At 65.3% G+C, this 14,452-nt stretch carries 16 protein-coding genes; 9 read left to right on the top strand and 7 right to left on the bottom strand.

All coding sequences use genetic code 11. From position 1 onward, the window contains the following. Window positions 1-19: 19 nt before the first annotated feature. On the bottom strand, window positions 20-1,048 hold the full coding sequence (locus ACI0FO_RS21275; protein ID WP_416029887.1) for an NADP-dependent oxidoreductase: 1,029 nt from the start codon (window positions 1,046-1,048) through the stop codon (window positions 20-22). A gap of 111 nt (window positions 1,049-1,159) precedes the next feature. Between ACI0FO_RS21275 and ACI0FO_RS21270 the strand changes: the two genes are divergently transcribed. After that, on the top strand, window positions 1,160-2,062 hold the full coding sequence (locus ACI0FO_RS21270) for a LysR family transcriptional regulator (protein WP_416029885.1): 903 nt from the start codon (window positions 1,160-1,162) through the stop codon (window positions 2,060-2,062). 11 nt (window positions 2,063-2,073) lie between these two features. Here the strand turns inward: ACI0FO_RS21270 and ACI0FO_RS21265 are convergent, their stop codons facing one another. Continuing rightward, window positions 2,074-3,219: an alpha-hydroxy acid oxidase gene (locus ACI0FO_RS21265; protein ID WP_416029883.1), complete on the bottom strand. Its 1,146-nt coding sequence runs from the start codon at window positions 3,217-3,219 to the stop codon at window positions 2,074-2,076. Window positions 3,220-3,402: 183 nt separating this feature from the next. After that, window positions 3,403-4,182, bottom strand: coding sequence for a hypothetical protein (locus tag ACI0FO_RS21260; protein WP_416029882.1), 780 nt, complete (start codon window positions 4,180-4,182; stop codon window positions 3,403-3,405). Window positions 4,183-4,325: 143 nt separating this feature from the next. Here ACI0FO_RS21260 and ACI0FO_RS21255 point away from each other — a divergent pair, with 143 nt between their 5' ends. Next, complete coding sequence (locus ACI0FO_RS21255) at window positions 4,326-4,919, top strand: BPSL1445 family SYLF domain-containing lipoprotein (RefSeq protein ID WP_416029881.1); 594 nt, start codon at window positions 4,326-4,328, stop codon at window positions 4,917-4,919. Between the two features lie 63 nt (window positions 4,920-4,982). Here ACI0FO_RS21255 and ACI0FO_RS21250 read toward each other — a convergent pair whose 3' ends face one another. Then, complete coding sequence (locus tag ACI0FO_RS21250) at window positions 4,983-5,624, bottom strand: glutathione S-transferase family protein (RefSeq protein WP_416029879.1); 642 nt, start codon at window positions 5,622-5,624, stop codon at window positions 4,983-4,985. Window positions 5,625-5,744: 120 nt separating this feature from the next. Between ACI0FO_RS21250 and ACI0FO_RS21245 the strand changes: the two genes are divergently transcribed. From ACI0FO_RS21245 to ACI0FO_RS21235, 3 genes are all read left to right on the top strand, one after another. Beyond that, window positions 5,745-6,221 carry a nucleoside deaminase gene (locus tag ACI0FO_RS21245; RefSeq protein ID WP_416029878.1) on the top strand — a complete coding sequence of 159 codons (477 nt, stop codon included), beginning with the start codon at window positions 5,745-5,747 and terminating at the stop codon, window positions 6,219-6,221. 164 nt (window positions 6,222-6,385) lie between these two features. Beyond that, a complete protein-coding gene (locus ACI0FO_RS21240; protein WP_416029876.1) occupies window positions 6,386-6,955 on the top strand; it encodes a hypothetical protein in 570 nt (189 codons plus the stop codon). 73 nt (window positions 6,956-7,028) lie between these two features. Further along, window positions 7,029-7,526, top strand: coding sequence for a hypothetical protein (locus ACI0FO_RS21235; protein WP_416029874.1), 498 nt, complete (start codon window positions 7,029-7,031; stop codon window positions 7,524-7,526). A gap of 9 nt (window positions 7,527-7,535) precedes the next feature. Here ACI0FO_RS21235 and ACI0FO_RS21230 read toward each other — a convergent pair whose 3' ends face one another. Continuing rightward, window positions 7,536-8,147, bottom strand: a complete 612-nt coding sequence (locus ACI0FO_RS21230; protein WP_416029873.1) for a cysteine hydrolase family protein — start codon at window positions 8,145-8,147, stop codon at window positions 7,536-7,538. Window positions 8,148-8,272: 125 nt separating this feature from the next. Here ACI0FO_RS21230 and ACI0FO_RS21225 point away from each other — a divergent pair, with 125 nt between their 5' ends. Then, on the top strand, window positions 8,273-9,229 hold the full coding sequence (locus ACI0FO_RS21225; RefSeq protein ID WP_416029872.1) for a GlxA family transcriptional regulator: 957 nt from the start codon (window positions 8,273-8,275) through the stop codon (window positions 9,227-9,229). A gap of 86 nt (window positions 9,230-9,315) precedes the next feature. Here ACI0FO_RS21225 and ACI0FO_RS21220 read toward each other — a convergent pair whose 3' ends face one another. Continuing rightward, window positions 9,316-10,182: an AraC family transcriptional regulator gene (locus ACI0FO_RS21220; protein ID WP_416029871.1), complete on the bottom strand. Its 867-nt coding sequence runs from the start codon at window positions 10,180-10,182 to the stop codon at window positions 9,316-9,318. Between the two features lie 122 nt (window positions 10,183-10,304). On the opposite strand from ACI0FO_RS21220, the gene ACI0FO_RS21215 reads away from it, so the two are divergent. Beyond that, on the top strand, window positions 10,305-10,850 hold the full coding sequence (locus ACI0FO_RS21215) for a carboxymuconolactone decarboxylase family protein (RefSeq protein WP_416029870.1): 546 nt from the start codon (window positions 10,305-10,307) through the stop codon (window positions 10,848-10,850). A gap of 50 nt (window positions 10,851-10,900) precedes the next feature. Here ACI0FO_RS21215 and ACI0FO_RS21210 read toward each other — a convergent pair whose 3' ends face one another. Continuing rightward, window positions 10,901-11,515, bottom strand: a complete 615-nt coding sequence (locus ACI0FO_RS21210) for a TetR/AcrR family transcriptional regulator (protein ID WP_416029868.1) — start codon at window positions 11,513-11,515, stop codon at window positions 10,901-10,903. Between the two features lie 175 nt (window positions 11,516-11,690). Here ACI0FO_RS21210 and ACI0FO_RS21205 point away from each other — a divergent pair, with 175 nt between their 5' ends. Further along, window positions 11,691-12,911 carry an MFS transporter gene (locus ACI0FO_RS21205; RefSeq protein WP_416029867.1) on the top strand — a complete coding sequence of 407 codons (1,221 nt, stop codon included), beginning with the start codon at window positions 11,691-11,693 and terminating at the stop codon, window positions 12,909-12,911. A 114-nt stretch (window positions 12,912-13,025) separates the two neighbouring features. After that, the gene (locus ACI0FO_RS21200; RefSeq protein ID WP_416029866.1) at window positions 13,026-14,327 is read left to right on the top strand and encodes a UDP-N-acetylglucosamine 1-carboxyvinyltransferase; all 1,302 of its coding nucleotides are present in this window, start codon (window positions 13,026-13,028) and stop codon (window positions 14,325-14,327) included. Window positions 14,328-14,452 lie beyond the last annotated feature (125 nt).

The raw sequence follows: 14,452 nt of genomic DNA, 5'->3' as shown, positions 1-14,452 counted from the left end.
AGCGCCCGTCGGTTAACGGTTACGGCGCCACGCGCACCACCAGCTTGCCGAAGTTCCGCCCGTCCAGCAGGCCGATGAACGCCTGGGGCGCCTGCTCCAGCCCGTCGACCACGTCTTCACGCCACCGCAGCTTGCCTTCTTTGATCCACTGCGCGGCCTGGCGCTGGAACTCCTGCTGCTGCGCATCCGTGAAGTCAAACACCAGGAAGCCGCGCAACGTGATCCGCCTGGCCAGGACTTCGCGCATCGTGGCGGGCAGGCGGTCCGGGCCGCTGGATGCCGACGGATCGTCGTTGTAGTTCGCGATCAGGCCGCACACGGGCACGCGGGCGAAGTCGTTCAGCAGCGGCAGCACGGCATCCCACACGTGGCCGCTGACGTTCTCGAAATAGACGTCGATGCCATCGGGGCAGGCTTCCGCCAATTTCTGCGCGAAATCGGGCGCGTGGTGGTCGACGACCGCGTCAAAGCCCAGTTCATTTTTCACGAAGGCGCATTTCTCGGGGCCACCGGCGATGCCGACGGCGCGTGCGCCGTGAATGCGGGCGATCTGGCCCACGATCGAGCCTACCGCGCCGCTGGCGGCGGCGACGACGACGGTTTCACCGGGTTTGGGCTGGCCGATGTTGAGCAGCCCGCCATACGCCGTGAAACCCGGCATGCCCAATACCCCCAATGCGGTGGATGGCGGCGCAATGGCCGGGTCAAGCCGGCGCAGGCCGCTGCCGTCCGACAGCGCGTAGCGTTGCCAGCCCGATTCGGACAGCACGATCTCGCCTTCGCGCCAGTCGGGATGGCGGGACGCCTTGATCCGGGCCACCGTGCCCCCAACGATGACGTCACCGATTTCAATCGGCGGCGCGTAGGACTTGGCGGCACTGACGCGCCAGCGCATGTAGGGATCCAGGGACAAGGTCTGGATTTCCAGCAGCACCTGGCCGTCGCCGGGTTCCGGAATGGGGGCATGTTCGAAGCGGAAGTCGCTGGGCTTGGGGCGTCCGACGGGGCGAGATGCAAGGACGACGCGCAGGTTTTGATGGTCAGACATGGGAGGAATCTCCGGGGTTCAGGTGGGCCGATTGGCAACAACTCGATCCTAGGCATCCTCGAGAGATAAAGGTAGACTGAATTCCCATAATGCAGACTTAACGGATTGATAATGTCAGGCGACTTCGACCCTGCCCTGTTGCGCACCTTTGTTGCCGTTTGCCGCCATGGCAGCCTGAGCCGCGCCGCGGACCAGGCCGGGCGGGCGCAGTCGGCGCTAAGCACGCAGATACGGCGGCTGGAAGAAATGGTGGGCAAGCGGCTGCTGCACCGCACGGGGCGCGGCATGTCGCCCACGACCGAAGGCGAATTGCTGCTTAGCTACGCCAACCGCATCCTTGCGCTGGGCGAAGCGGCTGCGGCCCGGCTCCGGGAACGCGCGGTGGCGGGCAGCGTCCGGATCGGCCTGTCCGAAGACGTGGCGGTAGCCGCCCTGCCCGCCGCCCTGGGCCGGTTGAAACGGTCATGCCCCCAGCTGCATCTGGAAGTCGTGGTGGACGATGGCGAAAGACTGGCCGCGCGCTGGCAGGAAGGCACGCTGGATGTGGCGGTAGGCGTTTGCGCCGGCTTTGTGGACGAGCCCGTCGAAACATGGTCAGTGGACCTGCACTGGGTGTGCGGCATCGACGATGCGCCGGACCCCGACCAGCCGCTGGACATGATCGTGTACGCGGAACCGTGCTCGTGGCGCCGGCTGGTGTTCGATGCGCTGACCGCGGCGGGACGCGACTTCCGCGTCGCGCTGACCAGCCACAATGTGGGCGCCACCATCGCGGCGGTCGAAAACGGTCTGGGCGTGGCGGTGCTGACGACCGAATGCGTGCGGCCCGACACCATGCGGATTATCTCGATCGGACCGGACGGCGCTTCCGGCCTGAGCGCGCAGTTCGGCATGTACGCGTCGAAACGGCTGAACGAAAGCGGCCGGGCCGCGGTATCGTTGCTGCGTGAAAGCCTGCGGGGCTGGACCGCGCCCAGGGTTGCCGCGGAACGCGCTGGCCTGGTGGAAGCCTGAGCCCGCGCCGCCTACCGGAACCGCAAATGCCGCCGCTGCAGATCCGCCACGGACCTGCAGCCCATCAGCTTCATGGCGCGCTCGATCTCGATGCGCATCAGTTCCAGCGAGCGCTCCACGCCGGGCCGTCCGGCTGCCGCCAGCGGGAACAGGTAGTAGCGGCCCAGCCCCACCGCCTTGGCGCCCAGCGCCAGGGCCTTGAGCACGTGCGTGCCGCGCTGCACGCCGCCATCCATCATCACGTCGATCCGGTCGCCTACGGCGTCCACGATTTCAGCCAGCTGGTCGAAGGCGCTGCGCGAACCGTCCAGTTGCCGCCCGCCGTGGTTCGATAGCACGATGCCGGTGCAGCCGATGTCGACCGCGCGTTTGGCGTCTTCCACCGACATCACGCCCTTCAGGCAGAACTGGCCGCCCCATTGCCGCACCATGTCGGCGACGTCGTCCCACGACATCGCCGGGTCCAGCATTTCGGTGAAATAACGGCTGATCGACATGGCGCCCCCGCCCATGTCGACGTGGCCGTCCAGCTGCGGCAGCCGGAACCGTTCATGCGTGACGTAGTTGAGCGCCCAGGCGGGCTTGGCCGCAAACTGGGCGATGCCGGCCAGATTGAGCCGGAACGGAATGGCGAAGCCGGTGCGCTTATCGCGTTCGCGGTTGCCGCCGGTGATGCTGTCCACCGTCAGCATCATGACCTGCACACCGGCGGCTTTGGCGCGCACCATCATGTCGCGGTTCAGGCCCCGGTCTTTGTGAAAGTAGAACTGGTAGACCTGGGGGCCGCCGCTGATTTTGCGGGCTTCTTCCAGGCTGACGGTGCCCAATGAGGACACGCCGAACATCGTGCCGAACTTGCCCGCGGCCGCCGCGACGGCGCGCTCGCCGTCGTGGTGAAACAGGCGTTGCAGGGCCGTGGGCGAACAATACACGGGCATCGCCAGCTTCTGGCCCATCACGGTCACCGACATGTCCACCTGCGACACGCCCCGCAGCACGTCCGGCACCAGATCGCAGGCTTCAAACGCCTGCGTATTGCGGCGGTAGGTCGTTTCGTCGTCGGCCGCGCCGTCGATGTAGTTGAAGATCGGGCCAGGCAACCGCTGGCGCGCCATGCGGCGAAAATCGTGGAAATTCTGGCACTGGTTCAGACGCATCGGAAGGGCCTTATCAACGCTGCACGGTAGACGGGCGAGCGGACTACGGCCGCGACGCCGTCGCCATCATATCGTCAAACGACCCATCTGCTGTCGAATCAAACCGGGGCCATCACCGCGAACGTGGCCTTGACGCCCGGCATGCCCTTGACGTTCATGTCGACGAGAGCGGGATGGCCGGCGTCAACCGTGGCCAGCATCGCAATCAACTTGCGCGATCAAGCCTTGAAGCCATGCGCGATGCGCCGTGAAATTTCCCGGTTGCGCGTCGGCGGCGTTCCTTTCGCTGAGGTATCGATCCAGGTACCGAAAATCTACCGCCTGCGCGGCTTGCCGCAGCGTGTCGTCCGGCATGTCGCGTTCGTACAGGAAATCAAAACGATGCAGCCAGAACCCTTGCTCGGTGCGGGCGATCACGTTGATATCGCGCGGGCGTTCGATGCTGTAGCGGTTGAACTCCAGGCCGCCCTCGTCTTCCAGGACGGCGTAGACCATGCTGCCATGGTCCCACAGCGCAAGCCAGGCCGGGCCATCGGAAGCGCCAGCGCGAGGATAGGCGCGGGTGGGCGGGCCCAAACAGACGCCGCGGAACGCCTCGTGCAGGCAGTTGCCGGATGACAGCTGAACCAACGGTTCTGACACGCCAAGTTGCCGCAGCGCCGCCATCCGTTGCGCTCCGCTGCGTTCGGCCATGTCGACCACCGTGCCGCCACAATGCCGGCAGACGCGTGCGTCCCGCAGGATGCGCTTGCCGCATCCCGGGCAGTCGATATACGCCGCCAGCACAGGCCGCCCGGCCCGGGCCGAGCGGTCGTCAATGACCATCAGGAAGATGCCGGCCCCGACCGGGCTGATCAGGCAGGCAAGCATCGTCCAACCGACGGCATTGCGGCCGCGCCCGGCCGCCAGGAACCCGACGGCAATGGACAGCGCGACCCAAACGAGGACAAGGTAAATAAGCATGGCGCGATGTTAAACCGGGAGCGGACGCGGTTTTTTTTCACGCCTGCTTCGAAAGCGCGTGCGTAGGCAGCCAGCGGGAGTAATCTTCGCCGTAGCGCCATCTCTGGTGCGACCTGATCGCTAGCAACTCAAAGGAAGCCTACATGCTCAACTCATTTTCAACCTTGCGTAAAACCGGCGTGGCGGCGTTGACGCTGGGGATAGCCAGCGTGTTCCTTGCGGGTTGCACGATGAACGGTCCGCAAGCCTCGCCGACGGCGGCGGAAAAGCGCCAGGAACTGAACAGCGCCACCACCGCCACCTTGTCCAAGTTGTACGAAGCCGCGCCGCAGTCCAAGCAACTGGTCGCGCAAGCCCGTGGCGTGCTGGTGTTTCCGGCCGTGTTAAGCGCCAGCTTCATCGTGGGCGCGCAGCATGGAACGGGCGAGCTTCGGGTCAACGGGCAAGACAGCGGCTACTACAGCATCACGGGCGGCTCCATCGGCTTTCAGGCCGGCGCCCAGTCCAAAGCCATGGTGCTGCTGTTCATGACGGACGATGCGCTGGCCAAGTTCCGCGCCAGCAGCGGATGGACGATCGGGGCGGACGCGACCGTCGCCGTGGCGAACCTGGGCGCCAACGGCACGATTGACTCGAATACCGTGCAGCAGCCCGTGGTGGGCTTCGTCATGAACAATGGCGGCCTGATGGCCGGCGTGTCCGTGGATGGCAGCAAGATTTCGCCGCTGCTGCTGTAAATCTGCCGGCCTGAACGGCAACGGGCCCGCCGGATGGCGGGCCCTTGCTTTTTTGGCTTGGGTTCAAGTCAGCATTGGGGCCATGTCCGGATCCCCTTTCTGCATGGCGCGGCGATAAGCCTGCCGTGCGCCGATGCGCTGCAGATAGGCCAGGATGTTCGGGTACGGTGCCAAGTCGAACGGAAAGTACAGCCGCATCGTCGTCAAGGAGAACACCGCGATGATGTCCGCGGCGGTCAACGCGTTGCCCGCCAGGTAATCGTTTGCCCCCAACTGCTTGTCGATCAGGGCCAGCGCCTGTTTGCGCCGGGCGTCGGCAAACTGCGCCACCGGTTTGTCGGCCGGCACCTCGGCCCGCGCCAGCACCATGCAGCGCATCAGGCTGGGCTGTAGCGATCCGTTGGCGAAATGGGACCAATAGAGGTAGTCCGCAAAGTTGGCGTCCGTGGGCGCCGCCGACAGGCGGCCGTTGCCATGCTTGGCCAGCAGGTATTCGACGATGGCGGTGGATTCGGCCAGCACGGTATCGCCGTCGGTGATGATCGGCGCCGTGCCCAGCGGATGCAGGGCCTTGTACTCGGGCGGCGCCAGGCGCGTGACCGGGTCGCGGTCGTAGACTTTCAGTTCATACGGGATGGCGAGTTCTTCGCACAGCCATACGATGCGTTCGGATTGCGATTTTCCCAGATGATGGACGGTCAGCATGAAGATTTCCCGGTGTGAATGCGTCTGCTAGATTCCGCCACTCTACCCTGCTTCACTGTCGCCGCGATATCCTTGCATGCCTACCCGGCGGATGCCGTCTTTCATGATGAGGAGACCTTCGTGATTACCGAACAGGACAAAAAACACCTTGCGCGGTGCGTGGCGCTGGCCAAGCAAGCGTTGGACGCGGGCGACGAGCCCTTTGGTTCCGTTCTGGTTTCGGCCGACGGCACGGTGCTGTTTGAAGACCACAACCACGTCGCTGGCGGCGACCACACCCAGCACCCCGAATTCGAGATCGCGCGCTGGGCCGCCAACCATGTGCCGGCCGCCGAACGCGCCTCGTGCGTGGTCTATACCTCTGGCGAACACTGCCCGATGTGTTCGGCGGCACATGGATGGGTGGGCCTGGGGCGCATCGTATATGCCAGTTCGTCGGCACAGTATTCGCAGTGGATGCGCGAATGGGGCGTGCCGGCATCCCGCGTGCGGCCGCTGGCCATCGCCGAGGTCGTGGACGGCATCGAGGTCGATGGGCCAGATCCGGAATTGGCCGAGCAGGTCCGCCTGCTGCACCAGGCGAAACTTAACCAATAGATACACAACACGGAAAACCGGCAATTATTAGACGCAATTCGCATGCTAATTTAGGCGCCCGTAGCTGCCCTCGACCGAAGGCGGCGCTGTCCTTTGCCACCTTATTCATGACCATGCACACGACGCTTGATCGCGATTTGACGATTGCCAAGAGAACGAAGCGGATGTCCCGACTGATTCCCCTGGCGCTGGGCCTGGCCCTTGCTGCAGCTTCGCCCATTATCGCGGCGCAGAATGACGGCGCGCTCAGGGCTCACGGCAGCAACCCACTCAACGTCGGCGGCGTCCAGCAGAACAACGCCCCCGTCCAGCAAAACAGCGCGCCGGCCCAGCCGGCTGGCGCCACTGCGCTTGCGCCGGTAGCCAAAACTGAAATCAAAAACCAGGCCGCTTACGAACGCCTGCTGAACAACAGCGGCGTCAGTGTGCAATGGCTCTGGTCCGCGGCCCGCGGCCACCTGACCGCCAAGGACGTGAACGACGTGGTCCGCATCGACGGCACGCAAGCCAATTTCGAAGGCACGTTGAAGATCAACGGTGAAATCGTCTCGATTGATAGCGACCGCTTCACCTTCCGCGGCACCATCCTGATCCTGGACGCGCCGGACAAAGGCCGCCGCTGCGAGCGCACGGGCGATTACGAGTTCCGGGCGACGGGCAAGCGCAAGTACTGGCGCCTGCAGCAGATGGAAAGCTGCGGCCGCCTGACCGATTACGTGGACATCTACTACTAAGCCACGGGCACCGGTTCCGCTTCGGGAAACCGGTGCGCCATCCCGCGCCCGCTCCTCAACTCCGGACCCCACGATGCCTCCCACCGCGATCAAATGGCTTGCCAGCATTGCCTTCGGCCTGCTGATCGGGCAAACCGCCTACAGCTTGCTCAATCCGCTCTTGGTCATCGCGTTCGGGCTGAACGAGCCCGCTGCGGGCGCCGATGTCTCGGGCACCGTGGAAAAGATGCAGATAGCGGGCGCGGTCGTTACGTTGCTGGTGACGATCGCGGTGACGGCGGCGCTGGTCCGCATTCCCAACATTCGCCGTTTGATTGGCTGGGGCTGCACCCTGCTGGGGGTCGCGCTGTTGCTGACGCTGCCAGCCAGCATGCTGCTTGTGGACCCCGCGGCGCACGACGCCGCCACCGCAGGCGCGCGGGCCGCCAATGACACGAATACCGCGCTGTTCTTCTGGGCCCTTATCTTTGGCCTGCCGTACCTTGGCGGCGGGCTGGCGCTGACGATCGCGGGCATCATCCTGATCCGTAAAAATCCCGGCCAGGCGCCGATCGAACCCGCAGCCCGCTGACCGCGCGGATCACGCCACGGGCAGCTTTAACACCTGCTCCGTCGTCAATACATCCCCGAACGTGTCCTCGATGCTGACCAGTGCGGCGCGGTGCAGGCTGTCGTGGCTGACGACACTGCCGTCGGCACGGTCCAGATCGCGAGTCGCGCACGCGTCTTCGGCCACGATGACGCCATAGCCCAACGGCACGGCGTCCCGCGCGGCGCCGGCCACGCAAGCGTGCGTCATCAGCCCGGTAATCACCAGCGTCTTCACGCCCGCCGCCTTCAACTGCTGGTCCAGGTCAGTCGTGGGAAACACGCTGACCGAAGATTTGCGCACGACATGGTGGCGCGGCCCCGGCTGCAACTCGGCATGGAAGGCGCCAGTGGGGCTTTGGTCGGCAAAGACCGGGCTGCCCGCAGGCGTGACGTGCTGGACGTGGTAGACGGGGATGCCGGCCTGGTCGGCGTGCGCGATCAGGCGTTGCGCATTGCCCAGGGCCGCGCGGCCGGCAGGGATGGGCAGCTTGCCGCTGAAGTATTCGTTCTGGAAATCGATCACCAGCAACGCCGTAGTGGAGGCATCGATGGAAGCTGGCGCGGCGGCGCCGGCCAGGGTGCGGATGGTGGGATGGTTCACGGCTTGCCCTCTTGAGTGGGTAGTGGAAGAAGCCACAGTGTCCCGCCAGGCCCGCTTTCGCGATAGTGGCCCGATGGACAACAATTGCTAGAATCGGGCCAAACGGATCCTGATCCTGGAAAACCATGCATACCGTCGCCGTCATCGCCTTCGAGGGCATCAGCCCCTTTCATCTGTCCGTGCCGTGCATGGTGTTCGGCGACGATCTGGCCCATTTGGGCGTGCCGCGCTATCGCCTGATGATCTGCGGGGAACGCACGGGGCTGCTTCCCACGATGTCGGGATTCAAGATCGAGGTGGCGCACGACCTGTCGGCACTGGCCCAGGCCGACACCATCATCATGCCCGCCTGGCGCGACCCCGAAGAATCCGCGCCCCCTGCCCTGCTGGATGCGCTGCGAGCCGGCCACGCCCGGGGCGCCCGCATCGCCGGGCTGTGCCTGGGCACGTTCGTGCTGGCCGAAGCCGGCTTGCTGGACGGGCGCACCGCGGCTACGCATTGGGTGTGGGGCGACGACTTCGAGCGCCGGCACCCGAAGGTCCGATTGGACCGGAAATCGCTGTACATCGACGACGGCGATATCCTCACGTCCGCCGGCACGGCCGCCGCCATTGATTGCTGCCTGCACTTGCTACGCCGCGATCACGGCGCCGAGGTCGCCAACCGCGCCGCCCGCCGCATGGTCGTGGCGCCGCACCGGCACGGCGGTCAGGCCCAGTACATCGAACAGCCCTTGCCCGAACGTCAGGGGGCAGACAAGCTCAGCGCCGCGCTGGATTGGGCCATTGAAAACCTGCGGCAACCGTTGACGCTGGATCTGCTGGCGGACAAGGCCGGGATGAGCCGACGCAACTTCACGCGGCGTTTCAAGGCAAAGACAGGCGCAACGGTTTCCGGCTGGGTGCTGAACCACCGGCTGGCCGCGGCGCAACGGCTGCTGGAAACCAGCGGGCAGGCGGTGGACCTGATCGCCGAACACGTGGGTTTCGGTTCGCCGGTTTCATTCCGCCAGCACTTCACGCACGCGTTCGCGATTTCGCCCTCCGCTTACCGCAAGCAATTCAGGGCGGGCGGCGCATAAGCGGGCGGCGCGTAAGCCCGCGACGCATAAGCCAGCCACGCAGTAGCCAGCCACGCGACCGGTGCCGCGCGGCAAAAGCGCGCCGTTTACCGGTTCACCATCAGCCATTCCCGCGGCGACGCGCCCATTCGCTGCCTGAACGCCTTGGACAAGGACGACGCGCTGGCAAAACCCAGCTCATCGGCAACCCATTTCACGGGGCGGCCGGCCCGCATCATCGACGCAGCCAAGCTCAACCGCCAATCGGTCAGGTACGCCGCTGGTGACGTCCCCGTGGCGTCCTTGAACGCAGCGGCGAACGCGCTGCGCGACATGCCGGCAACCGCCGCCATCTTTTCCAGCGGCCATTCCTCGCTGGGCGCCTGATGCAAGGCGGCCAGCGCCCGGGCCAGCTTCGGATCGGACAGCCCCATCACCAGCCCGCTGCTGACACCGGCCTGCGCCGGATGGTCGAGTATCCAGCGAAGCAACTGGATCAGCACCACTTCAAACAGGCGGTCAGCCAACAGGCGCGCGCCGCAGCGCACGTTATCGGCTTCGGCGAACAGCAAATCCAGCGCGGGCCGCAGCCCTTGCACGGCATCCAGCGGCACCCGCAGCACCGCCGGCAAGGATTGAACGATGGGATTGCGTTCCCCGCCATCGAAATCCAGCGCCGCGCAGGTGAAGTCCGACCCGCCGACGGGCGGGTTGATGAACTGGTGCTGCATGGCGCGGGGATAGAACAGCAGCGTGGGTTCAGTCAGCACCATGCGCGGCGGCCCATCGGCGCCCGGCAGGTGCCGAACTTCCATTTCACCCTGGCGCAACACGTGCAGAAAGCCCCTGCCGGGCTGGGCCTCGAACGTCTGGATACCGCAAAGCGCGCCCGTATGGAACAGGCTGGCGCGCACGCGAAAGCGGTCAAGCAAGGCGGACAGGCGGTCGACGGGAGGATGGACAGGTGTTTTCATAGCCTGGACGAAAGGACATGTTTTGTGGACATATTTGCTCCTTACATCCAGGAATTGTACGTAGGATTCCCTTAACCCGCCACAACCCGGCGGTGTCCCCATCCCAACCAGGAGTAATGACCATGACCCGCGTATCCCTGATCGATTCCAGCAGCACCACCGCCGACCGCGCCGCGCTGCTGACCCAAATCCACGGCGCCTTCGGCGCAACGCCCAACATGTTCAAGGCCGTAGCCAATTCGCCCGCCGCGCTGAAGAGCATGTGGGGCGCGTTTGGCGCCTTGGGCGGCGGCGTCATCCCGGCCAAGCTGGGCGAACAGATCGCGGTGGCCGTCGCCGACCGCAATGCTTGCGACTATTGCCTGGCCGCCCACACGGCGCTGGGCCGCAAGGCGGGCGCCAGCGCGGAAGAGATGACCGCGGCCCAGGCCGGCCAAGCCAGCGACCCCAAGACGGCCGCCGCCTTGCGGTTTGCGCTGCAACTGGTGGAAGCGCGCGGCCAGGTCAGCCAGGCTGACGTGGAGGCGGTGCGCGCGGCGGGCTTCAACGACGAAGAGATCGTGGAAATCCTGGCGCATGTGGCGTTGAACCTGTTCACGAATTATGTGAACGTGGCGTTCGCCGTGCCGGTGGACTTTCCGGCCGTGAAGCTGCGCCGCGCCGCGTAAACGGCACTAAGCGCCCGGGGCCGCGGGCCGGGCAAACCGGGCCGCGCGCCCTAGCTGGCGCGCGAGGCGTCCCAGAGCCGCATCAGCTGCGTGATCGCGGCATCGAAGGTCGCATAGCGGACCCCATCGCGCGCCAATGTGGACACTCCCACCAGGAAGCTGTCGAACACGCAGGCCATCGACCGGGCATCCGTGCCAGCGGACAATTCGCCGGCGGCGATGGCGCGTTCGACGCAATGGACAAAACCCGCGCGCGTGCGCAGGCGAGATTCCGTCAGTGGTTTAACCACGTCCGCATGCTCGGGAGTCGGCGCGCTCATGACGCCCAGCGCCACCATGCAACCCTTGGGGTGCCCGCGTTCGCATTGCATCCTGGCCGATTGGCGCAACGCCAGTTCCACGGCATCGCGGGCGGGCATAGCGTCATCCCACAAGCATTCCGTGACCTGGGCGTAGGTGTCCAGATAGCGCTGGACGGTCTCTTTGAACAGCGCCTCTTTCGACCCGAAGGCCGCATAAAAGCTGGGCGCGGAAATGCCGCCGCCGATACCGGCCTTCAGCTGGCTCAACGACGTGGATTCGTAGCCCTGTTCCCAGAATAAATGCAGCGCCTGGTCGATCGCCTGATGGCGGTCAAACGCGCGCGGCCGGCCCATCTGCGCCATGGCAGGCTCCTTTGTTCACGACATACATACTACTCGATACAAAAGTCGTTGACAACGCGATCGCGCGCCCCCTACATTTATACCGATCGATATATATGTAGGACGAAGCCTCGGCCTTTTTTCCAGGCGCTGCCCGTCCGTATCGGCCCCGATTCATCTTCCAAAGGATTTTTGCGTGAGCCATTCCTCTTTTCAGGCCGGAAAGCCTGCGCCCGATCGTCTGCCGGTATCCGGACTGCTGGCGCTGGCCATGACGGGCTTTATCTGCATCGTCACCGAGACCCTGCCAGCCGGCCTGTTACCGCAGATCAGCCGCGGCCTGGACGTCAGCGCGTCGATGGCGGGCCAGATGGTCACTGCCTATGCGTTGGGCTCGTTGCTGGCAGCCATTCCACTCACCATCGCCACCCGCGGATGGCGACGCCGCAACGTGCTGCTGCTGACCATCGTCGGTTTCCTGGTCTTCAATTCCGCCACGGCACTGTCGTCCCATTACTGGCTGACCTTGGTGGCGCGTTTCTTCGCCGGCATGGCCGCCGGGCTGGCCTGGAGCCTGCTGGCGGGTTATGCCCGCCGCATGGTCGCCCCCTATCAGCAAGGCCAGGCGATGGCGCTTGCCATGGTGGGCACACCCGTGGCCTTGTCGTTGGGCGTGCCGCTGGGCACGCTGCTAGGGTCCGCGGTGGGCTGGCGCGCCGCCTTCTGGATCATGTCCGGGCTGACGCTGGTCCTGATTGCGTGGGTGCTGGCCAAGGTCCCCGACTACCCCGGACAGTCCGCCCACGAACGGATGCCGTTGCGCCGCGTATTCACGACTCCCGGCGTGCGGCGCGTGCTGGCCGTCGTCATCACATGGATGCTGGCCCACAACATTCTCTACACCTATATCGCGCCGTTCGTGGCGCCAGCCGGTCTGGGTGCCCGGGTGGATCTTGTGCTGTTCATTTTCGGCCTGGCCGCGCTGGCCGGCATCTGGATCACCGGCAAGCTGGTGGACCATCACTTGCGATCGACCGTACTGGCCAGCCTGGCGGCGTTTGGCGTCACGGCGCTGGCGTTCGGCATGGCGCCAGCAAATCCGGTAGTGATCTACGTGGGGGTCGCCGTATGGGGAATCAGCTTCGGCGGTGCGGCCACGCTGTTGCAAACGGCCCTGGCCGACACAGCCGGAAGCGGCGCCGACGTGGCGTTGTCGATGAATGTGGTCGCCTGGAACGGGGCGATCGCCGGCGCCGGCGTGGCGGGTGGCATGCTGCTTGACGCTTGGGGCCCGGGCGCCTTCCCTTGGGCCTTGCTCGTCCTGGCGGGCATTGCGTTCCTGATCGCGCTGTCGGGCCACGCTTACGCATTCCGGCCGGGGTTGCGCACGGCGGGCGCGGTCGTCGTCGGCCATTAAGCCGCGCACGCAGTTTGAAACGTTTGAGATAATACGTCCCCCAATGCAAGCCACGCGACGCCGGTACAATTCCGGCGCTGTCCTTTCTTATTCACTCCCGGCCGCCCTCTTCCCATGTCCAACCTCATCGTCCACGGTGGCACGCCCCTGCGCGGCCGCGTCATCCCTTCGGCCAACAAGAACGCCGTGCTTCCCATTCTGTGCGCCACGCTGCTGACCAATCAGCCGCTGACGCTGCACGGCGTGCCGGACATCACGGACGTGCGCAAGATCCTGGATATTTTTCGCACGCTGGGCAGCGAAGTCCGGCTGGATGAAACGACCCGCACGCTGAATCTGCATCACCAGCACACCACGTTCGATGCCAAGGCACACCGCCTGCCCGAAGAAATGCGTTCGTCGATCATGCTGGTTCCGCCGCTGCTGGCCCGCTTTGGCGTGGCGCGGTTGGAAGACAATGTGAAGGGCTGCACGCTGGGCGTGCGCGAGATCGATCCGCATGTGGAGATCTTCCGTTCGTTCGGCGGCCAGGTCGAACGCGCCAGCGGTTCCCTGCTGGTCCGCAGCAGCGGCGCGTTGAAGCCCACGCACCATTGGCTGGACTACGCATCGGTAACCACGACCGAGAACTTCGTGCTGTGTGCGGCCGCGGCCGACGGCGAATCGTCGCTGACCAATGCCGCCTCGGAACCGCACGTGCAGGAGTTCTGCCGCTTCATGGCGATGATGGGCGCCGATATCGACGGCATCGGCACGTCCCGCCTGACGGTCCGGGGCGGCAAGCCGCTGGCCGGCGGCGAGTTCACGTTTGAAGAAGACTTCCACGAGATCACGACCTTCCTGGCGTTGGGCGCGATCACGGGCGGCGACGTGGTGGTGCGCAATCGCACGCCGGGCAACTTTCCGCTGATCGACCGCACGTTCGCCAAGTTCGGTGTGCAGATCGAGCACAAGGACGGCTGGTCGCGCGCGTTGCGCGCCGGGCCGCTGAAGGTGCAGACGCCCTTCACCAGCAACGTGCTGACCAAGGTCGAGGCGGCGCCGTGGCCGTACTTTCCGGTGGACCTGTTGCCGATCTTCATCGCGCTGGGCGTATGCGCCGAGGGCAATGCGATGTTCTGGAACAAGGTCTACGACGGCGCGCTGGGCTGGACGGGCGAATTGTCGAAGTTCGGCGCGCACGTGTTTTCGTCCGACCCGCATCGGGTCGTGACGTTTGGCGGCAATCCGCTGACGCCGGCCGTGGTCGAAAGCCCCTACATCATCCGTGTGGCCATCGCCTTGTTCATGGTGGCCAGCAGCATCAAGGGCCGCTCTGAAATCCGCAACGCCACGCCGATCCGCCGGGCGCATCCGCAGTTCGTGGAAAACCTGCGCAGCCTGGGCGTGCAGGTGGAATGGACCAGCGAAGAATAAGATGGCTTTGGGGGCACGGCGGTGGCATGTGTGATGGGTTACGCGCGCTTGTACGGACCGGGGACATAGGTGACACATGTTCGGAGACATGGGTAACACATGTGTTTTTATCCTAACGGGGTTCT

Source organism: Achromobacter marplatensis, assembly GCF_049060505.1.
In the GTDB taxonomy this organism is placed as follows: Bacteria; Pseudomonadota; Gammaproteobacteria; order Burkholderiales; family Burkholderiaceae_B; genus Achromobacter; species Achromobacter marplatensis_A.
The sequence above is the reverse complement of the archived record's forward strand: the minus strand, read 5'-3'. Positions and strand labels throughout refer to the sequence as shown.